This window comes from Pelistega europaea, assembly GCF_013133775.1.
Classification (GTDB): domain Bacteria; phylum Pseudomonadota; class Gammaproteobacteria; order Burkholderiales; family Burkholderiaceae_B; genus Taylorella; species Taylorella europaea.
This window is the reverse complement of record NZ_JABGBO010000004.1, coordinates 131503-153917: the sequence shown is the minus strand read 5'-3', so window position 1 is coordinate 153917 and position 22415 is coordinate 131503. Positions and strand designations below refer to the sequence as shown.

The following is a 22415-nucleotide window of genomic DNA, read 5'->3' as shown; positions in this document are numbered from 1 at the left end:
TCTTAATATTTCGCTAGTGACTTTTTCTAAATGTTAGGTCTATCATAGTGAGAACTAGAGCTTATTTTTTTACTATATTATGGAGGTCTCATGGCAGACTATGATACAGGTCTGGGTAAAAACTCAGCGAATTATACTCCTCTGACACCTATTGATTTTATTCGCCGTTCTGCTGACGTTTATGGTAAGCGTACGGCGATTATTCATGGTGACTATCGTCAGACATGGAGAGAGACGTTTGACCGTTGCCGTCGTTTGGCTGCAGCCTTACGTCAACGCGGTATTAAGCGTAATTCTACGGTGGCAGTTCTTCTCTATAATACCCCTGCGATGGTAGAAGCCCACTTTGGCGTTCCTATGTCAGGCGGTGTTTTATGTTCACTTAATGTGCGCCTTGATACTGAAGCATTAATTTTCTGTTTGCAACATGGTGAGGCAGAAATTTTATTGGTGGATAGTGAGTTCCACTATCATATACCGCAAATTAAGAAGGCTTGTCCTAATCTCACGATTATTCAGGTTAATGACTACCTTGGCCCCAAAGATGTAGAGCCATTTTCTGAATTGACATATGAAAGTTTATTGGATGAGGCCAAAGACTTAGATAACTGGGTTATGCCAGAAGATGAGTGGGACTCTATTGCACTTAACTATACTTCTGGTACAACTGGAAATCCTAAAGGAGTAGTTTATCACCACCGTGGAGCTGCACTTAATGCAATTTCTCAGATTCTTGAGTGGGATATGCCCAAATTTCCTATTTACCTATGGACATTACCGCTTTTCCACTGTAATGGTTGGTGTGTCGCTTGGACAATAGCTGCTCGTGCAGGGGTTAATGTCTGCTTGCGAAAATTTGATCCAAAACTTTGTTTTGATTTAATCCGTGAACATAAGATTACACACTATTGTGCAGCTCCTGTAGTCCATGCAGCTCTGGCAAATGCTCCTGATGCACTTAAGGTGGGTATTGAACATAGTGTCAAGGGGCTTGTAGCCGGTGCAGCACCTCCAGAAGCGGTTCTTGCTAATATGGAGAAGATGGGGTTTGAAATTACCCATGTATATGGTCTTACTGAAGTGTATGGTCCGTCAGCGGTTTGTGCAGAGCAAGAGGAGTGGGCGGATATGGACATTAGTGAGCGAGCCGCTATGAAAGCTCGTCAAGGTGTTCGGTACCATCTCCAAGGTGATGTAGATGTTCTTGACCCCGCTACTATGGAGCCTGTCAAAGCAGACGGTCAGACTTTTGGTGAGATTATGTTCCGCGGCAATATTGTTATGAAGGGATATTTGAAAAACCCCAAGACAACGGATGAGTCTTTTGCTGGTGGTTGGTACCATACAGGTGACTTGGCGGTGAAATATCCTGATGGCTACGTTCAGATTAAGGATCGTTCTAAGGATATTATCATTTCCGGCGGTGAAAATATCTCCTCTTTAGAGGTAGAAGATGTCATCTATAAATACCCTGGAGTGGCAACTTGTGCAGTAGTAGCACTCAATGATGAGAAGTGGGGAGAAGTTCCTGTTGCTTTTGTTGAGCTTAAAGACGATGCACCAGAAGTGACAGAAGCTGAAATTATTGCTTATTGTCGTGAAAAGATGGCACACTTTAAAGCACCAAAGAAAGTGGTTTTTGGAGAACTTCAAAAAACAGCAACAGGTAAAATTCAAAAGTTTGAATTACGCCGTCAGGCTGCTGAGTTGTTTGGAGAGTCTTAGTCTTCATTAGTCGACTGACATTATTATCTTTTTCTTTTAGGACACAACAAGGCTGTTGTGTCCTTTTTTTTGTGTGCTCGGCATGAGCATGTTTTAACGGGGGGCCCGAGGGAGGGGAAGCATCAAATTGGGTAATTTCCTCGTATTAAGTAAGTAACTGCATAGAAAGTTAAGTTATGCCGTGAAGGACAAAAAAAGACAATCTAAAATCATCATCGGGTATGATGTTGGATATATAAACAGGTGAGGATTTTATATGTTCAAAAGTATCACATTTGAGCAATTGTTTAATTTGCCATCATTGCAAACACTAGTGTTGACAGCGAATAACCGTTTGTCTGTTTTCATTAAGAGTCAATACCTAGAATATGATAGAAAGCAACGCAAGACAGTGTCTTTGCCAGATGTTGTTCCTTATAAAGCATGGTTGATGCAACTTGGTCAGCAGATGAGCTTCTATTATCCCAATATGTCTTTGATACTTAATGAAACAGCTCAACAATGGTATTGGCGACAAACCTTGGGGCAGGTGTTATCGGATGAACAGAAAAAAAGTTTTAATATCTCTGCTACTGCTGCAATGTTAAGCCAAGCAAGGCATTTACAAAATGAGTGGGATATCCAAGTTTACGAAAATGAGCGTAATCCAGAATATGATGTTTTTGAACAATGGTTAGAGGCGTACCAACATACGTTAAGGCAGCAACAAGTTTGGGATAGTGCGGATATGAATGATGCTTTGCTTGACGCTGTTCAGCAAGGTTGCCTCCGTGTTCCCCGTTGGATTGTGCTGGTAGGTTTTTACGGGTGGAGTCCATATCAGCAAAAGCTACTACAAGCCTTTATGTCACAAGGAACCCAAGTAGTGACATTAGATGTTCAGCGTCCTCAGGCACGACAAATCAGTATTTGTCAGGCAGAGGATGCTTATCAAGAAGTGCAAGGAGCATTGGAATGGTTGTTGCATCAAGCAGAGAACTCCTCTTATGGCAAGCCAGCTAGACTCGCTCTCGTTGTCCCCAATTTACAGCAAGAGGCACCTCGCTTGCAGCGTATCATTCGTCGGTCGTTAAGAGGTACTGTCTTAGAAAATCATTGGCATATGGCAGTAGGGCGTCCATTGACTGAATGGGGATTGGTACGTTCAATTGTGAAGTGGTTTACTTTGATTGTTGCTTTTCGTCAACCTCAAGGGGTATCAGTTGAGCTAGTGGGAGAAGCATTGCTTAATGCGGAATTCGCTTTCACTTCTGTGCAACGTGATGCATTAGCCTTGTGGGATAGTCAACTGCGAGAATTCGGTCCTACAATAATTACATTAACAGTGTTTTGTGAACATCTAAAAAAAATTGCTCCAGAACGGGCTGAGACTTTTAAGCAGGCGGTAGAAACCTGGTTTACTTACCGTCGTCGTTGTGCTGATTGGATACAGTTATACCGTGATACTTTGTTGGCATTTGCTTTTCCTGGAGAACAATTAAGCAGCGTCAATTATCAACTTTGTCACGCATTTGAGCAGGCTTTAAAAAGTTTTTCTGTGCTGGATGAGATGTTGCCAAGTATGAATGCTGAAGAAGCATTGCAGTTATTTTGTCAACATCTTGCTTCTCGGACTTTCCAAGCTAAACGACAAGCCGATGTACGTTTAGATATTATTGGTCTTTATGAGTTAGAAGGTGGTAAGTGGGATGCAGTATGGACTTTGGGATTGACAGATGATGTGTTACCCCAACGTCCAAGTCCTAACCCTTATATCCCTATTCAGAGTCAGCGCAGAGTGCAAGTTACCCATTCTACTCCAGAGAGTGAAATGCAGTGGGCAAAGCAAATTTTTGATGCTATTTTATGCTGTGCTCCAATTCTGCAACTGAGCTATCCTAAGACTAACAATGATGTTATTTTACGTCCTAGTAGCCTGCTTAAACCTTATCTAGTTAATCAGAAAGTCTTGCAAACTACCCCCTTTATGGCAAAACAGAATCCACAAATGGAATTTATTGAAGATAAGCAAGGGCTTCCTAAACAGGGGATGATGCAAGGAGGGTATGGGTTGCTTGAGCGTCAGTCTCGTAATCCTTTATGGGCGTATGCAGTTGCCCGTTTAGGTCTGAAAGCCTTGGCAGCCTATCCAGAAACAGATTTGACGGTTTTTGTAAAAGGTAATTTTTTGCATAAAGTAATGGAGCTTTTTTATGCACAATTATGCTCACAGGATTTACTGTATGATGATGTGCTAGTTGTGCAAACCTTGAATCAAGCCTTGGAGCAAGCAAGTGAGATAGAGTTACGTAATGTTCGCTCGCCAGCGTTGAGATCATTGATAATAGATAGGACACGAGAGTTAGTGCAACGATTTATTGCTTTTGATAGAGATGCTCGTCGCCCATTTGATGTATTTGCACGGGAAAGTACTTATTCGTTTGATGCTCATGGCATCTATTTGAATTTCAAGGTAGACCGTATTGATAAGGTGAATGATGGGGCTTGGTTGTTTATTGACTATAAATCAGGCAAAATTCCTACGCTTAAAGAGTGCTACGAACGCTGGGTAGGACGCGAGCGGTTAATTGACTTGCAACTTCCCTTGTATGCCTCAGTTCTAGAGGTTGCTGAACACCATGAAGTTGAAGGGGTGACTTTTGCCAGTTTAGCTCGTGGTAATGTGTTTTACGAAGGCTTGTGGCAAAGCGAGCAGTATGATGGACAGAAGCCAGAAAGTATTCTTCCCTCTCATGATTGGCTTAATTTAAACCAAATATGGCAGACCAAGATAGATAGGTTGTTTGCTGAATTGGCACAAGGTGAAGCAAGTAATCGATATTATCAAGAGGATGATATGGACTATTGTGAAATACGTCCCTTTTTGCGTTTGCATGCAGTGATGGAAGAGGAGGGTGAAGAATGAGCAAAGTTGCTATTGACCATATTGCGCGTACAAGAGCAGTAGATCCTCGTTATTCCTACATTGTACAGGCACCAGCAGGTTCAGGTAAAACAGAATTATTGACCGATAGGATTTTGGCTTTGTTGACAACAGTACAGCGCCCAGAAGAGATTCTAGCGATTACGTTTACTCGCAAAGCTGCTGCTGAAATGCATGATAGGGTGCTTCAGAAACTTGAAAGCGCCCGAGAAGCAGCCCCAGCAGAAGATTATTTACTTGCTTCTTGGCAAAAAGCCAGAGAGGTTTTAGCAAGAGATCAGGCTATGGGTTGGAATTTATTAGACAACCCTAATCGCTTACGTATCCAGACCATTGATGCCTTTTGTCAGGCCTTAGTTCGTCTTGCCCCAAGTTTGTCAGGATCAGGGGCCGCCCTTAATACAACAGAGGCAGATCGAGCCCTAATGCAAAAAGCCGCTCAGAAATTATTGAATAATATCGATAAATATGATTGTGTAAAAGAAGTGCTGGCACATATTGATGTGAATACCGATAGATTTCAGTCTTTGTTGGTTGAGATGTTATCAAAACGACAAAGTTGGTTAGAGCTTGCACAAAGTCCCGATGTAGCATTACGTCGTGTGGTGATGACTTTATCTAACATCGTGAAACTGCATCTTGAAAAGGTGCAGCAACTCCTTCCTATTAATTGGTTTGATACTTTGCAGCCTATTTTATTGGAGGGGGCAATAGGCAAACGAGACTATTTACTTAGTAAAGATAAAGATCCAGAGTTGAATGAATTCAAAATGTTCTTGGACTGGGATGGAAAAAGTTTTGCCCCTACTATGGACGATATCAAGTATTGGAAGGGGTTGTCCTGCTTGTTGACAACTAATGATGGCACGTTACGCAAATCAGTTACTGTGTTGAATACTGGTTTAGGCCCCAAATCATCCAATAAAACACGTTTAGTAGAATGGATTAGCAGTCTGGATTTGACAGTAGAGCAGATGAGACTGATTGGAGACATTAAGACATTACCTAGTGAGTTAATTAATCCAGACAACCTCCCTGTGTTGAAAAATTTCTTTGCTTGCTTGGCGTTGGCAGAAAGTGCATTGCAGGAAGTATTCCAAGAAGAGGGAAGTGTAGATTTTACCGAGGTTGCACAACGTGCATTAGCATGTCTTGGTGATAGTTTAGAACCGACAAATATACTACTCAAACTAGATAATGATTTACAGCATATTCTTATTGATGAGTTCCAAGATACCAGCTTTAGTCAAATGAGTTTATTGACCAAGATAACCTCAGGATGGGAAAAAGATAAAGGCAAGACTCTGTTTTTGGTTGGGGATCCTATGCAGTCCATTTATCGTTTCCGGAATGCAGAGGTGAGTTTGTTCTTAGATATTGCACATAAAGCGGCTAAAAACGCCGATAAACCATCCCACAAAAAAGAGGTGGTGATTGGTAATGTGGTTATGGATTTGCTATTGCTGCAGGAAAATTTCCGTTCGGATGCAGGTGTGGTTAATTGGGTCAATAATACCTTTACTAAGATTTTTCCTGCACAGGATAACCCATCATTAGGGGCTATACGTTATACTCCATCACATCCTTTCAATGAGGGTAAGGCAGAGCCTGCTGTGCAGTATTATCCATTTAAGTACCAGAAGGATGTGGAGGGTAGCCAACAAGAAGCCTTATTAGCTTCCCAACAGCAGGTAGTTAGCTTGGTACAGCAAGCCTTGCAACGGCATCCCAATAGTAAAAATGCAGTGGCTATTTTAGTCAGGTCTCGTTCCCATTTGGACAAGGTTGCAGATGCATTAACAGCTGCTAATATTCCTGTACAGGCAGTAAAAATGGTGCCTTTGGGGCAGACAGAAGAAGTTGTAGATTTGGTACAACTTATTCGAGCATTGCATCATGCAGCCGATAGATTGGCATGGATGTCTTTATTGCGCTCACCTTTTTGTGGTTTAAAACTAGTTAGCCTGACGCGCTTATTTGAAGATAAGAATACACAGACCGTGCCTGCAATGTTGGCACATCATATGCAATTTCCAGAGCAACTACAAACGTTAATAGGCAAGGATGAGGCTGCTCGATTAATGTTTGTAGCACATGCTCTTTTGGACAAAGCATATTTGCACGGAGAGACAACTTTTAGTGCGCATGTGGAGCAAGTTTGGCATCAATTAGGTGGACATGATTTATATGCAACACCGGCAGCACAAGAAAACATTAGAACTGTATTAGATGTGGTAGATACCTTGGCCCCTTATGGTGGATTGGATTTGGCCCAGTTTGATGAACGTATTCGTGAACTCTATGCAGCTCCTACCAGTGAGCAAAATGCTGTTCAAATTATGACTATGCATAGTTCCAAAGGGTTGGAGTTTGAAGAGGTGATTTTATACGGTTTAGAACGCAAACCCAAAGGTAACCCACCTGCATTATTAGAGATAGAAAGTGAACAAGGGAATCTCTTACTAGGACCTATTGCCCATGTGAATAGTGAGGCAGATGACCCTCTATCTAAACTCATTCGCCAACGCAATAATGAGCGTCAAGAAAATGAGACTGACCGCTTATTATATGTAGCATGCACGCGCGCAAGAGAAAAACTCCATCTTGTATATGTAGTGCAAGAAGAGCAGGGAGCTAAACGTTCTATGCTGGCACGTCTGGATAGAGCAATTAGCAGTGAAGAACTCTATCCACTTACAGAGCCTGGTCAAGTAATCGATAGTATGTCTGTCGCACCAAGTGATAGCCCCGATACATGGGCGTTTGATAATAGTCTGTTAAAACGTTATACCTTGGATACTATACATCAATTAGAACCAGCTACCTCACAGGTGAGTGGTGATATATACAATATTACCGGTGGCACATGGATATTCCAAGATAAAGAAGAGGCTTCTGTGGGGACTGTGACGCATACATGGCTAGAGCAAATGGGGCGTGATAAGTTACAGAACTGGTCAACACAACGCATTGAACAATCAAAAATATTAATTCAACGACAGTTACGTCAACTAGGTGTTCATGCAGATAGTTTGGAAAATGCGAGTCACCGAGTTATACAGTTATTGCAAGCAGTCCTTGCTGATGATACAGGATGTTGGTTATTAAGTCACCCTAATGCACATCAAGAATGGGCTTTATTCAATGAGGACAATCAACTGCGCGTTGTGGATTGTGTCATGAGTGATGAGCAAGGTTGGTTAGTTGTGGATTATAAGACGGATAAGCGTCGTATGGGTGAAAGTGAACAGGAGTTTTGTGAGCGATTACGTGGCTACTATACCGATCAGTTAACAGAATATGCTGATTATCTACAGGGGATTGATGGCCGTCCTACCAAAATGGCGATTTATGCCTTAGATGGTTGTTTGTGGATTGCACTAAACTGATGTGGGGATATGGTTTCTTCGCAATGATTTGCTTGGTATAGGCTTGAATTAAACTAATTCTATGCTACAATGCTTGGCGGTGGGCCCCTTCGCATGGGTCGGCAGTGAATCTGGTCAGGTCGGGAACGAAGCAGCCATAGCTGTGCAGATCTAGTGCCGAAGTAAGGCTCACTTTTTATTTCTACTTAAGTGGATTGACATGTCTGATAATTATCTCGTTCTCGCACGCAAATGGCGTCCTCGTACCTTTGAGACTCTCGTGGGACAAGACCACGTTGTTAAGGCACTGTCTAATGCACTGAGTACCCAACGTCTTCATCATGCATGGTTATTTACTGGAACCCGTGGTGTTGGTAAAACGACGTTGGCACGTATTCTGGCTAAATCATTAAATTGCGAACAAGGTATTAGTCCGCATCCGTGTGGAGTATGTCAAGCGTGTACGGAGATTGACCAAGGGCGATTCGTTGATTATTTGGAGTTTGATGCAGCCTCTAATCGTCGTGTCGAAGAGATGACACAGTTATTAGAGCAAGCGATTTATGCCCCTTCAGTAGGTCGTTTTAAGATTTACACCATTGACGAGGTTCATATGCTCACGGGGCATGCGTTTAACGCCATGCTTAAGACCCTTGAAGAACCTCCTCCTCATGTGAAGTTTATTCTTGCAACAACAGACCCTCAGAAAATCCCAGTGACAGTATTGTCACGTTGTCTACAATTTAATCTTAAACAGATGACTCCAGAGGCAATCGTAGGGCATTTACAAAATATTTTGACGCAGGAGTCTGTGCAGTTTGATAAAGAAGGTTTGCGTTTATTGGCGCAAGCTGCTGCTGGTTCTATGCGAGATGCCCTATCATTGACAGATCAGGCGATTGCTTATTCTGGGGGGAATATCACGGCGGATGCTACGCGTGATATGTTGGGTACCATTGACCAACGTTATTTAGTGCGTTTCTTACAACAGTTGCTTGCTGGCAGTGCACAAGGATTGATGGAAGTTGCTTCAGAATTAACAACAAGAGGATTTTCATTCTCGCGTGCCCTAGAGGATTTGGCTTCATTACTCTCTAAAATTGCGATAGAGCAACGCATCCCAGGAACTATTGGTGCTGAAGATGTTGCTCACGAGGATGTTGTGCAGCTTGCACAGTCAATCCATCCTGATGTATTGCAACTGTTTTATAGTATTGCTATTCATAGTCGTGCAGAGTTAGCGCTTTCTCCTGATGAGTATACTGGTTTCATTATGGCTGGTTTACGTATGCTGTCACTTGTCTCTCCTGCACAGATGATGAGTGGGGGCTTGGCAAGCCCTCAAACGGGGCATGATGTGTCAACATCAAGTGTTGCACCAGGTCAGATGGCAAGTGCTATGCCAAATCAGCCTGTAGAGGCTGTGTCTAACACAGTGAATTCAGCTACGACAGTAGTGGCAGATACTCAAAAAAAAACACTGAAATCAGTAGATGATTTTGTGCCTGCCTGGGAAGAAGTAGCTTCCCCAGCAGATAAGTCTAACTCGGGGGAAGCTACCAGGCATAATCAAGGGTTGACTAGTGCACCTGTAACTACACCGATTGATGCCTCTATGGCTGCACCAGCTGATGCCTCTATGGCTGCACCAGCGGATGCCTCTGTACCTGCACCAGCGGATACTTCTGGGGCTGCACCAGCTGATGCGACTGTTGCTGTGCTGACTAATGCACCCACTTCAGTATCTACCGATTTACATGTCCCGGCTTTTGATGATATTCCTCCACCTACAGATGAAGATATTGCTTTCCTTCCTGCTTCGATGAGTGATGATGACATCAATCAGATGGTTGATACAGATCCTTCATGGGTACCACAACAAGGCAAGCAGACTTATACATTGGCTGAGATGGATGCAGAAAAGTGGATTCAGTTAATGCAATCTTTTCACCTAACAGGAATGGTAGGGGAGCTGGCAAAACATACAGAATGGGTGGGTGTTCACGATAATACCATCACGTTGCGATTATTAATTCGTATTCCTGATAACTCAAGTGCCAAAGCAAAGTTAGCAACCTTATTAACTGAATACTTTAAGGTGATTGTGAAGTTACAAGTTGAGTTCGGTGCGACAGATCATACGGCTTTTGTGATGGAACAGGCAGAGCAACAAAGACGGCAGCACCAAGCAGAGCAGGCAGTACAAGCTAGTCCGCTAGTGCAGGCTTTGCAACGCGATTTTCAGGCAGTAGTGGTGCCAGACTCTATTCGACCTTATCAGGGTTAAATGTGGTTTAAAGCAAGATAAGCAATTCTTGTGGTTGGGTCTTGTCTGTGGCTTTCACCATAGTATCAATGATTATCTACGTATAATATGTATATAATAACCACCTAGAAAAATATAAATAGTGATGCTGTTTCTGATAAAAATCATCAAAATGTTTTCGATGAGATAATGCAGAAATGTCATAGTAACTTTAGCTGTTTTATATTGATAAGATTATCTTTTTGCTTTTAAAAGGAATTTTTTATTATGATGAAAAATCAACTTGCAGGGCTAATGAAGCAAGCACAACAAATGCAAGAAAACATGAAAAAAGCCCAAGAGTCTTTGGGTGAAATCGTGGTAGAGGGGGCTGCTGGGGGTGGTCTTGTAAAAGTATCAATGACTTGCCGTCATGATGTAAAACGCATTACTATTGATTCTTCATTATTAGCTGATGCTGAAGAGAAAGAGTTTCTTGAGGATTTAATTGCTGCAGCGGTCAACGATGCTTTACGTAAAGTAGATAGCACTACTCAAGAGAAGATGTCTGCTGTAACGGCTGGGATGCCATTACCTGGCGGATTTAAGTTTCCATTCTAAGTACCTGTATTGACACAAAAAAGAGCTCTGATTTAATGAGTTAATGATTAGGGCTCATTTTTAGGTAAATAACAGCGGGTATCACGTCATGAGTATACTTCCAGAACCAGAGCCATTACATGAGTTGATTGAGGCACTAACTAAGTTGCCTGGTGTGGGTAAGCGTACTGCTCGGCGTATGGCTTATCACTTATTGCAATACGATCGTGAATCAGCACAACGCATTAGTCAGGCAATTGACAGTGCATTGACTGATTTAAAACATTGCAAGATGTGCAACTCTTTTACTAAAGAGGATGTCTGTGCCATTTGTTCTAGTCCTCGTCGTGATCATTCTTTGCTTTGCGTGGTAGAGACGGCAGCCGATTTAAATATGATTGAGGCAAGTCACAGCTATCATGGACTTTATTATGTATTAATGGGCAAACTTTCTCCTCTAGAGGGGGTGGGAGGAGATACCTTGGGGTTTGAACGTCTACTTAAACGAGTGTTTGATTATCCTGTGCAGGAGGTTATCTTAGCGAATAACTTTACAGCAGAGGGAGAAACCACCGCACATTATCTCGGTAATGTTTTACGCGAACAAGGCATAAAGGTATCACGTATTGCTAGAGGGGTACCTAGCGGTAGTGAACTAGAATATGTAGATGCTGGTACTATTGCTTGGGCATTAACTGAACGTAGAAGTGATTAATTTATTTAAATTTCTTTAAATAATAGATTAAATGGTTTGTTTGGTGTTCTCCAATGCGTCGCCATCACTCTTAAAAAATAGCAGTTAAGCCATCATAAAGATGGTAATTATTTTCCTTAAAACCTCGGGTTTTCCAGTATAAAAACAGATAAAAGGGTATAATCAGAAAGTTTACTTACTGAATTTTAACTATCTGGGGTTTTATGGCGCTGTCATCTTTACTTAAGGGAAATCAGAACTTTCCTACAGCAATTTTGGCCCTTGCCGATGGTACGATTTTTAAAGGTCTATCTATCGGTGCTTCTGGTCATACTGTTGCTGAAATCGTTTTTAATACTTCCATGACGGGTTATCAAGAGATTCTTACTGATCCAAGTTACACCCAACAAATCGTTACTCTCACTTATCCACATATTGGTAATACTGGTGTTAACCCAGAAGATGTGGAGTCTTCTCATATCCATGCAGCAGGTTTGGTGATTCGTAACTGCCCAACTTTGTTATCTAATTTCCGTGCTACTCAATCTTTGCCTGATTACCTACGTGACCACGGTATTGTAGCGATTGCGGAAATTGATACTCGTAAATTGACACGTATCCTTCGTGAAGGTGGTGCACAGGGTGCATGTATCCTAGTGGGAGATGATGAACAGAAAGCTCTTGAATTAGCTCGTTCATACCCTGGTATGGTGGGACAGGATTTAGCTACTCAAGTTAGTGTGAAAGCAGAACAAGAATGGACTCAAGGCACCTGGCAATTAGGTACAGGCTACACCAAGCCAGCACAGGATAAATACCATGTTGTAGCGTATGATTTCGGTGTGAAATCTAATATTCTACGTTTATTGGCTGATAGAGGTTGTCGTGTGACTTTAGTACCATCACAAACACCAGCAGAACAAGTATTAGCCTTGAACCCAGATGGTGTTTTCCTCGCCAATGGTCCAGGAGACCCACAAGCTGTAGAATACGCTATTGAGACAGCCAAACAAATTCTTGATAAGAAAATTCCGCTTTTTGGTATCTGTTTAGGTCATCAAATTATGGGTCTAGCATTAGGCGCTAAGACAGTGAAGATGAAAACAGGTCATCATGGTGCTAACCACCCAGTTAAAGATTTAACCACTGGTCGTGTATATATCACTAGTCAAAACCATGGTTTTGCGGTAGATGCTGATACTTTGCCTAGCAATGCACGTATGACGCATATTTCTTTATTTGATGGCACATTACAAGGGTTTGAATTGACGGATCGTCCAGCATTCTGCTTCCAAGGACACCCAGAAGCTAGTCCTGGCCCTCACGATATTATCGAACTGTTTGACAAATTTATTAGCCTTATGGCGAAGTAGGGAACTATGCCTAAACGTACCGACATAAAAAGTATTTTGATTATTGGCGCTGGACCTATTGTGATTGGTCAGGCGTGTGAGTTTGACTATTCTGGTGCTCAAGCATGTAAAGCACTCAAAGCAGAGGGGTATCGAACTATTTTGGTCAATAGCAATCCTGCGACCATTATGACAGACCCTGACACAGCAGATGTGACTTATATTGAGCCGATTACATGGCAAGCATTGGAAAAAATTATTGAGGCTGAACAGCCTGATGCGTTACTCCCTACAATGGGGGGGCAAACAGCACTCAACTGTGCATTAGATTTAGCGCGTCATGGTGTATTAGCTAAACATAAGGTAGAGCTTATTGGGGCCAATGAAAAAGCCATTGAAAAAGCAGAAGATCGTTTGAAGTTTAAAGAAGCTATGACTTCCATTGGACTGGAGTCTGCCAAATCTGGCGTAGCACACTCTATGGAAGAAGCGTGGGAAGTTCAACAACGCATTGCTAGTGAAATTGGCACTTCTGGGTTCCCTGTAGTGATTCGTCCTAGCTTTACCCTAGGTGGTTCAGGTGGTGGTATTGCGTATAACCCAGAAGAGTTTGAGACTATCTGCCGTCGTGGTTTAGAAGCCTCTCCTACCAGTGAGCTCTTGATTGAAGAGTCTATGTTGGGGTGGAAAGAGTTTGAGATGGAAGTCGTACGTGATAAGGCGGATAACTGCATTATCGTATGTTCTATTGAAAACTTAGACCCTATGGGTGTACACACAGGTGACTCTATCACCGTAGCACCAGCACAAACATTGACCGATAAAGAATACCAAATCATGCGTGACGCTTCTATCGCTGTATTGCGTGAGATTGGTGTGGACACAGGCGGTTCTAACGTACAGTTTGCTGTCAATCCGGCTAATGGTCGTATGATTGTGATTGAGATGAACCCTCGTGTGTCACGCTCATCTGCCTTAGCCTCTAAAGCGACTGGTTTCCCTATCGCCAAGGTGGCTGCTCGTCTTGCGGTAGGTTACACGCTTGATGAATTGAAAAATGAAATCACCGGTGGTGCAACACCAGCCTCTTTTGAGCCAACCATCGACTACGTGGTGACCAAGGTGCCTCGTTTTGCTTTTGAAAAATTCCCACAAGCCGATTCTCGTTTGACCACTCAAATGAAATCGGTAGGTGAGGTAATGGCAATTGGTCGTACCTTTAAAGAGTCTTTCCAAAAAGCATTACGTGGTTTGGAAGTCGGTGTGGATGGTTTGAATCAGAAGACCATTGACCGTGAAACATTGCAGGTGGAGTTAGCTGAGCCTGGCCCAGAACGTATCTGGTATGTGGGTGATGCATTTGACAAAGGTTTCACACTTGAGGAAGTACATCAGCTCACGAAGATTGACCCTTGGTTCTTACAACAAATCAAAGAAATCGTGGACATCGAATTGGCATTAGAGCAGAAAACGCTAGCTGATTTAGATGCTGATACATTACGTGAAATAAAACGTGCTGGTTTCTCTGATCGACGCTTGGCATACTTGCTAGACACTTCAGAGACGGAAGTACGCAAGACACGTCACCAATATGGTATTCGTCCTGTGTATAAGCGTGTGGATACTTGTGCAGCAGAGTTTGCAACTAACACTGCTTATATGTACTCCACTTACGAAGAAGAATGTGAAGCACAACCGACAGACAAAAAGAAAATCATTGTTCTTGGTGGCGGCCCTAACCGAATTGGCCAAGGTATTGAGTTTGACTATTGTTGTGTGCATGCTGCCATGGCATTGCGCGAGGACGGTTATGAAACTATCATGGTGAATTGCAACCCAGAGACTGTTTCTACTGACTACGATACCTCTGACCGTCTATATTTTGAGCCACTCACATTAGAAGATGTGCTTGAAATCGTGAATGTAGAGAAACCTATCGGCATGATTGTGCAATATGGTGGTCAAACACCGCTTAAATTGGCTCGTGCACTAGAAGCTAATGGAGTACCTATCATTGGTACAAGTCCAGAGTCTATTGATATTGCCGAAGACCGTGAGCGTTTCCAAAAACTGCTCCAAAAACTTGGTTTACAACAACCACCTAATCGTACAGCTCGCACGGAGGCAGAGGCGATTGCTCATGCCGAGGATATTGGCTATCCACTCGTAGTACGCCCATCTTATGTATTGGGTGGACGTGCTATGGAAATTGTTCATGAACAAGCCGATTTAGAGCGTTATATGCGTGAAGCGGTTAAGGTGAGCAACGATTCTCCTGTGCTGCTAGATCGCTTCTTAAATGATGCAACAGAGATTGATGTAGATTGTATCTCTGATGGAGAAACCGTCTTTATTGGCGGTGTGATGGAGCATATAGAACAAGCAGGTGTTCACTCTGGTGACTCGGCTTGCAGTTTACCTCCTTACTCTTTATCACCAGCGATTGTTGAAGAAATCAAACGTCAAACTCGTGTGATGGCTAAGGCATTGAATGTGAAAGGCTTGATGAACGTACAGTTTGCCGTACAACAAGATAAAGTGTTTGTACTAGAAGTTAACCCACGTGCATCTCGTACTGTGCCTTATGTCTCCAAAGCAACAGGTTTGCAATTAGCCAAGATTTCTGCTCGTGTAATGGCAGGTAAGTCTTTAGCTGAGCAGGGTATCACCAAGGAAATCTCTCCTCGCTACTACTGCGTAAAAGAGGCTGTATTCCCATTTGTGAAGTTCCCTGGTGTAGATACCATCCTTGGCCCAGAGATGAAGTCAACAGGTGAAGTGATGGGAATTGGTGAGACATTTGGTGAAGCATTTGTCAAATCACAAATTGCGGCAGGAGTGACTCTACCTGAATCGGGTTTAGTATTTATTAGTGTTAAAGCACAAGATAAACACAAAGCGATTCCGGTGGCTCAGGGTTTAGTGAAGCTAGGCTTTAAGATTGCCGCAACACGCGGTACTGCTGCAACTTTATCTGAGGCAGGTATTCCTGTTCAAATCGTGAATAAAGTTACTGAGGGTCGCCCACATATCGTGGATATGTTGAAAAATGGCGAAATCAACTTAGTGATTAATACCGTTGAAGAGCGTCGTAATGCGATTAATGACTCTCGTGCAATTCGTACTCATGCATTAGCTGCCCGCGTGACTTTCTATACGACGATTGCAGGTGCTCGTGCAGCAGTGGAAGGTATGCAGTATCTGCGTGAATCTCAAGGGATTAAGGTTTATCCTCTCCAAGAGATGCATAATAAGTAGGAGTTCCCCTGCATTGTTAATTACTCTCTACACCCAAGAGGCTACTTTAGCCTCCTGGGTGATGTGAGAGAATAGACCAGTCTGACTTATCTTTTTATCTGATTAGGTTTTTGAGTGTCATATTAGTGAAGAAGTACTACTTCTTTATTCCAATCCCCAAACATAACCAACCTAGCAAAAAGCACAAACCGCCGATTGGTGTAATGATACCAAGCTTACCCAAGCCAACTAGTACTAGGGCATAAAGACTGCCTGAGAACAAGACAATCCCCAACATAAAGAATACCATGCTGCGTCTTTGCCACTGTGGATGTAACCATTGAGATAAACAAACTGTTCCTAATAACGCCAAGGTGTGAAAAAACTGATAAAGCACTCCTGTGTGCCATACAGCTAATAGTTCTGGAGTAAGAGTACCTCTCAAAGCATGGGCACCAAATGCACCAAGAGCAACAGCAAGAAAGCCTGATAAGGCAGTAAAAATAAGAGAAAAGCGTAACATGACATTCCTTCAAAAAGAATTTATTCGCATTGTATCGCTATTTGTATTCTCTATAAAGGTATTATCAAGGGAGAGTTTTTTTATCCATGATAAGCGGTTTATAATAAGCGTTTTATACATGTAAGGAAATTGTGTCATGTCAGGAACTGTTACTAACACTCGCTTATCACAGTTGCGTCAATCAATGCGTGAGCATCAGATTAGTGCGTGGATTGTGCCTTCTGCTGATCCACATTTGTCTGAATATTTACCAGAGTATTGGCAACAACGCGTATGGTTAAGTGGGTTTACTGGTTCTGTTGGAACTGTTGTAGTGACAGCAGATTTTGCTGGTTTATGGGTAGATAGCCGCTATTGGGAACAAGCGACAGTACAGTTAGCAAATACGGATATTGTATTAATGAAAGTAGGTGAACCTGATGTGCCTACTGTGGATACTTGGCTTGCGACACATTTATCATCTCAGTCTGTTGTTGGTTTTAATAGCAGCATGATGGCATTAAAACAATATCGACATATGACACAAGTTCTTGCTAATTTACAGGTGCAGTTCTATACACAGACGGATTTAGTGGCTGGTTTGTGGAAGGACCGTCCGGCCTTACCATGTGCTGCGATTTATGAGCATAAAGCCCCATTCATTAGCCAAACACGCATTGAGAAATTGGTGATGGTGCGTGATAGCATGCGAGTCGTAGGAGCTGATTGGCACTTTATTTCTTCATTAGATGATATTGCATGGATATTAAATCTACGTGGTGCTGATGTCGATTACAATCCTGTTTTTTTAGGTCATTTATTACTGTCTGCTGAGCGTGCAGTGCTGTTTGTACATCAAAATAAGATAGATATGGCATTAGCCGGGACATTGGCGGCTGATGGTGTGGAAATTGCTGATTATGATACAGTTGCTGATGTATTAACTTCCTTGCCGGCAGATACAACCATGTTAATTGATCCCGATAGGATGACTTTAGCATTAAGTCAATCAGCTTGTGAAAAAGTGATTGAACAAGTTAATCCTTCGCGTTTATTAAAATCTCAGAAAACAGCAGCCGACCTAGCTAATGTGCGTACTGCAATGGAGCAAGATGGGGCCGCACTTTGTGAGTTTTTTGCCTGGTTGGAAAAGGCACAGGAAAGTGGAGAGAATATTAGTGAACTGACGATTGATGAGAAAATCTGTGCAGCCCGTGCACGTCAACCACATTATGTGAGTCCAAGTTTTGCTACGATTGCTGGTTTTAATGCCAACGGTGCGATGCCGCATTATCGTGCAACACCAGAGTCCTTTTCTTATATCAAAGGGGATGGTCTATTATTAATTGACTCTGGTGGGCAGTACTTAAACGGTACGACTGATATTACTCGTGTAGTGCCTATTGGAACCCCGAGTATTGAACAAAAATTTGACTACACCGTGGTACTTAAAGGAATGATTCAGCTTTCTCTGGCAGTATTTCCTCGTGATTATCCATCAGCTTTACTCGATACCTTGGCACGTACCCCCTTGTGGCAAAATGGTTTAGATTATGGTCATGGCACAGGACATGGGGTGGGGTATTTCTTAAATGTCCATGAGGGTCCTCAAGTCATTTCTCACCGTGCCTATCAATTCCCTCATACAGCGATGAAGGAGGGGATGATTACTTCTAATGAGCCAGGCGTTTATCGTCCAGGTAAATGGGGAGTGCGGATTGAAAACTTGGTAGCGGCCGTCCCTGCTCATAAGACAGAGTTTGTGGATGCCTTACGCTTTGAAACGTTGACACTTTGTCCTATTGATACGCGTTGTATTACTGTTGCGTTACTTTCCAATGAGGAGCGTCAATGGTTGAATGCTTACCATGCAGAGGTATTGGCACGCTTGCATCCTTATGTAAGTGGGGATGCACTGGAGTGGTTAGAGCGTAGAACACAACCCATCTAGCCACTATAATAGATTCATCATTTGAAAGGGCAGTAAATAAGGTGTATCATGCTGCCCTTTATTATTGCCTTTCAAGTGATGAAAGGTTGCGATGATATTTAGAAAAGCTCCTGTGTTTTATGCGGAACTTTGAGTCCAAAATGCTCCCATGCGTTAGGTGTGGCAATACGACCACGAGGAGTGCGTTGAATAAAACCATGTTGGATAAGATAGGGCTCAATCACTTCCTCAATGGTATCGCTTTCTTCACCAATAGCTGCGGCAAGGTTATCTACTCCGACAGGACCACCATCAAACTTGTGAATAATAGTCTCTAGTAGTTTACGATCCATTAAATCCAAACCATGTGGATCAACTTCTAGCATACTGAGTGCTTCACTGGCACAGCGGTCGGAGATAATGCCATCAAAACGTACATCAGCATAGTCACGTACACGGCGTAACAGGCGGTTGGCGATACGTGGGGTACCTCGTGAACGACGAGCAATCTCAAGAGCTCCTTCAGGAGTAATAGTACAGTTGAGTAATCTGGCACTACGAGTAATAATCTTGGCTAGGTCTTCAGTGCTATAGAACTCTAAGCGGGCAGTGATGCCGAAACGATCGCGCAGAGGGTTTGTCAGCATCCCTGCACGAGTGGTTGCTCCTACCAGCGTAAATGGTTGTAAATCAATTTTAATGCTACGTGCAGCAGGTCCCTCACCAATCATAATATCAATTTGAAAATCCTCTAAAGCAGGGTAGAGAATCTCTTCTACCACGGGTGAGAGACGGTGAATTTCATCAATAAACAGCACATCATTGGGCTGTAAATTGGTAAGGATAGAGGCAAGATCACCTGGTTTTTCTAGGACAGGTCCTGAAGTCTGACGCATCTGTGATCCCATCTCGTTGGCGATAATATGGGCGAGCGTGGTTTTTCCCAGCCCTGGAGGACCAAATAACAACACATGGTCAAGAGGTTCCCCACGTTTACGAGCAGCTTTGATAAAGATTTCTAGTTGAGTGCATACTTTCTCCTGACCCGTATAGTCGCGTAGTACTTTGGGACGCAAAGCTCTCTCGAGCGATTCTTCTTTAGAATGGGTAAGCTCTGGGCTGATGATGCCACGAGGGGCGGAGAGGTTATCAGGGACAATAGGCATAATCACAGTTGTGCAAAGAATAACTGGATTATTATACAGTTTTAGATTGCAAGTGTGATTTTACATAGTAAGGAATAACAAACAAGTCATCACCCTTGGTTTTAGATTAGCTGTATTTTTAACATTGGCTACAAATAAAGAGTAAAGCGTATCCCCACTATGTTGAATAATATGGAACTAATGCTTCTGGTAGGAATGAGCGATAAAGTATTGTTGTGGTAAATGAAATAATGTATATGGGTGAATAAAAGTCTACAAATAATACCTATTGTCGTTATGAATACATGTTGCCGTTATGTCAAAAGCTGTTGGTGAAATATTACTGTCACAAAACCTCTGTAATATTTCGTCCTAAATAAGGAGACTTTGTTCTATGTACAGTTGATTCGAGAATGAACAAAGTCGGTATTTCAATCTTTTATTTAGTACGAACTTTTCAACCAAGAGGATTCTCTTATGTTAAAACTAGCTTTTAAACGTGTTTCATTGGCTGTTGCTTTAGGCGTAGCCTCATTCTCTGTACAAGCCGCTGTGACAGTAACAGGCGCTGGGGCATCTTTCCCATATCCTATTTATGCAAAATGGGCATCTGAGTTTGCAACAGCAACAGGCAATAAAATCAATTATCAATCTATTGGTTCTGGTGGCGGTCAAAAGCAAATTATTGCTAAAACAGTAGATTTTGGTGCTTCTGACGATCCATTAAATCAAGAGAAACTAGATAAAAATGCATTATTGCAGTTCCCAGCAGTTATTGGTGGTACTGTACCTGTAGTGAATTTAGCGGGAGTTAAACCAGGTCAACTAAAACTTTCTGGTGAAGTACTTGCTGACATCTTTTTAGGCAAAATTACTAAGTGGAATGATGCCAAGATTCGTGCATTAAACGAGAACCTTGTATTGCCTGGTGCAGACATCATTGTGGTACACCGTTCTGATGGTTCTGGTACGACTTTTGGCTGGACAAACTATCTTTCTAAAGTATCTTCTGAGTGGAAAGAAAAAGTGGGTGAAGGTAAGTCTGTAAAATGGCCTGTTGGTCAAGGTGGTAAAGGTAACGAAGGTGTAGCTGCTTATGTGGGTCAGCTAGCTAATTCTATTGGCTATGTGGAATACGCCTACGCTAAGCAAAATAATCTTGCATGGACATCACTACAAAATGCAGCAGGAAAATTTGTACAACCAGAGCAAAAATCATTTGCTGCTGCAGCCGCAAATGCTGACTGGAAAGGTACTCCAGGTATGGGAGTTGTCTTGACTAATGAAAAAGGTGATGATAGCTGGCCAGTGACTGCAGCAACTTTTATCCTTCTTAACAAAGAAGTAGCAAAGCCAGCTGAAGTGAAGACAGCTTTGGAATTCTTTGACTGGGCATGGAAAAACGGTGCTGATATGGCAACTAAATTAGACTATGTACCACTTCCAAAAGAAGTGACAGATACGATTCGTGCTACCTGGTCTAAAGAGTTAAAAACAGCAGACGGTAAAGCTATCTGGTAATATTGATGCCAGATTGTTCTAATCAGTAGAATCCTATTGGGTTCTCTAAGATTAGAAAAGGGATTGGTGCATGGATAAGGTTTCATGCACCATTATCTAAATCCATCGCATGGTGTTTAAGATGTTTGTGGTATTGTTAAACATCTAGGGTGGCGATAGATTAAGATACAAGAAGTATCTTTAATAAGCCTGTTGGCTAACTTTCAAGTATTATGACGACGACAACATCTTCTCCTAAGCGTAGTGGTTTGCCTGATAAAATTTTTGCAGGGACGACTCGCTTTTTTGCTTTTTTTGTGTTCATTTTGCTACTGGGGATCTTAGTCTCATTGGTCTACGGTAGTCGCGATACGATTGCTGAGTTTGGTTGGGGATTTTTGACCACAAATGATTGGGATCCTGGTAATGATATTTATGGAGCTGTAGTGCCTATTATAGGTACAGTGATTACAGCAGGGATTGCTTTGTTGATTGCTGTGCCTGTATCTTTTGGTATTGCCATGTTTTTGACTGAGTTAGCCCCGATGTGGATGCGTCGTCCATTAGGCACTGCTGTGGAGATGTTGGCTGCCGTGCCTTCCATTATTTATGGCATGTGGGGGTTGTTTGTCTTCGTACCTATTTTTCAGAAGTATATCCAACCTTGGTTAATTGATGTATTGGGGAGTATTCCTGGAATTGGTGAGCTATTTCAAGGAGCACCTTTTGGTGTTGGTTTATTTACCGCAGGATTAATTCTCTCTATTATGATTACACCTTTTATCGCTTCCGTGATGCGCGATGTATTTGAGGTGGTGCCACCTATGTATAAAGAATCTGCCTATGGCTTAGGCTCTACCACATGGGAAGTTATGTGGAAAGTGGTATTACCTTATACCAAGAACGGTGTTGTTGGTGGAATTATGCTGGGGTTAGGGCGTGCTTTAGGGGAAACCATGGCAGTGACCTTTGTGATTGGTAACGCTTTCCGCTTGCCAAGTAGCATTTTTGATCCAGCGAACTCAATTGCTTCTGCTATTGCAAATGAATTTAATGAGGCCGATGGCTTACAAAAATCATCGTTAATGGAACTCGGATTAATTCTATTCCTCATTACTACTGTGGTACTCGCGTTATCACGTTTATTAGTAGCCCGTATGAATAAGAAAGAAGGGAAAAAGGCGTAGAAATGAC

General features: G+C 42.4%; 13 protein-coding genes and 1 other RNA gene. 12 read left to right on the top strand and 2 right to left on the bottom strand.

Features of this window, described 5'->3' with window-relative positions; all coding sequences use genetic code 11:
- Positions 1 to 90: 90 nt before the first annotated feature.
- From HKX40_RS04905 to carB, 9 genes are all read left to right on the top strand, one after another.
- Positions 91 to 1725: an acyl-CoA synthetase gene (locus HKX40_RS04905; RefSeq protein WP_171588440.1), complete on the top strand. Its 1635-nt coding sequence runs from the start codon at positions 91 to 93 to the stop codon at positions 1723 to 1725.
- 256 nt (positions 1726 to 1981) lie between these two features.
- Positions 1982 to 4630: a PD-(D/E)XK nuclease family protein gene (locus HKX40_RS04900; RefSeq protein ID WP_171588439.1), complete on the top strand. Its 2649-nt coding sequence runs from the start codon at positions 1982 to 1984 to the stop codon at positions 4628 to 4630.
- A complete protein-coding gene (locus HKX40_RS04895; RefSeq protein WP_171588438.1) occupies positions 4627 to 8037 on the top strand; it encodes a UvrD-helicase domain-containing protein in 3411 nt (1136 codons plus the stop codon). The genes HKX40_RS04900 and HKX40_RS04895 overlap by 4 nt, the downstream gene beginning before the upstream one ends.
- A 78-nt stretch (positions 8038 to 8115) precedes the next feature.
- An RNA gene (gene ffs, locus HKX40_RS04890) (signal recognition particle sRNA small type) lies at positions 8116 to 8213 on the top strand.
- A gap of 23 nt (positions 8214 to 8236) precedes the next feature.
- Positions 8237 to 10303, top strand: coding sequence for a DNA polymerase III subunit gamma/tau (dnaX, locus tag HKX40_RS04885; protein WP_171588437.1), 2067 nt, complete (start codon positions 8237 to 8239; stop codon positions 10301 to 10303).
- Positions 10304 to 10549: 246 nt separating this feature from the next.
- Positions 10550 to 10882 (top strand): YbaB/EbfC family nucleoid-associated protein, encoded by a 333-nt coding sequence (locus HKX40_RS04880; RefSeq protein WP_171588436.1) that lies wholly within the window; start codon positions 10550 to 10552, stop codon positions 10880 to 10882.
- Between the two features lie 88 nt (positions 10883 to 10970).
- Complete coding sequence (gene recR / locus HKX40_RS04875; RefSeq protein WP_171588435.1) at positions 10971 to 11576, top strand: recombination mediator RecR; 606 nt, start codon at positions 10971 to 10973, stop codon at positions 11574 to 11576.
- A gap of 203 nt (positions 11577 to 11779) precedes the next feature.
- Positions 11780 to 12928 (top strand): glutamine-hydrolyzing carbamoyl-phosphate synthase small subunit, encoded by a 1149-nt coding sequence (carA, locus tag HKX40_RS04870; RefSeq protein WP_171588434.1) that lies wholly within the window; start codon positions 11780 to 11782, stop codon positions 12926 to 12928.
- Positions 12929 to 12934: 6 nt separating this feature from the next.
- Positions 12935 to 16165: a carbamoyl-phosphate synthase large subunit gene (carB, locus tag HKX40_RS04865; protein WP_171588433.1), complete on the top strand. Its 3231-nt coding sequence runs from the start codon at positions 12935 to 12937 to the stop codon at positions 16163 to 16165.
- A gap of 136 nt (positions 16166 to 16301) precedes the next feature.
- On the opposite strand, the gene HKX40_RS04860 is transcribed toward carB, so the two are convergent.
- Positions 16302 to 16667 (bottom strand): DUF423 domain-containing protein, encoded by a 366-nt coding sequence (locus HKX40_RS04860; RefSeq protein WP_171588432.1) that lies wholly within the window; start codon positions 16665 to 16667, stop codon positions 16302 to 16304.
- 136 nt (positions 16668 to 16803) lie between these two features.
- Between HKX40_RS04860 and HKX40_RS04855 the strand changes: the two genes are divergently transcribed.
- Positions 16804 to 18597 (top strand): aminopeptidase P family protein, encoded by a 1794-nt coding sequence (locus HKX40_RS04855; RefSeq protein WP_171588431.1) that lies wholly within the window; start codon positions 16804 to 16806, stop codon positions 18595 to 18597.
- Positions 18598 to 18695: 98 nt separating this feature from the next.
- Here the strand turns inward: HKX40_RS04855 and ruvB are convergent, their stop codons facing one another.
- Complete coding sequence (gene ruvB, locus HKX40_RS04850; protein WP_171588430.1) at positions 18696 to 19742, bottom strand: Holliday junction branch migration DNA helicase RuvB; 1047 nt, start codon at positions 19740 to 19742, stop codon at positions 18696 to 18698.
- Positions 19743 to 20198: 456 nt separating this feature from the next.
- Between ruvB and pstS the strand changes: the two genes are divergently transcribed.
- Together pstS and pstC are read left to right on the top strand one after the other, a co-directional pair.
- Complete coding sequence (pstS, locus tag HKX40_RS04845; protein WP_171588429.1) at positions 20199 to 21242, top strand: phosphate ABC transporter substrate-binding protein PstS; 1044 nt, start codon at positions 20199 to 20201, stop codon at positions 21240 to 21242.
- A gap of 212 nt (positions 21243 to 21454) precedes the next feature.
- The gene (gene pstC / locus HKX40_RS04840) at positions 21455 to 22408 is read left to right on the top strand and encodes a phosphate ABC transporter permease subunit PstC (RefSeq protein ID WP_171588428.1); all 954 of its coding nucleotides are present in this window, start codon (positions 21455 to 21457) and stop codon (positions 22406 to 22408) included.
- Positions 22409 to 22415: the final 7 nt, after the last annotated feature.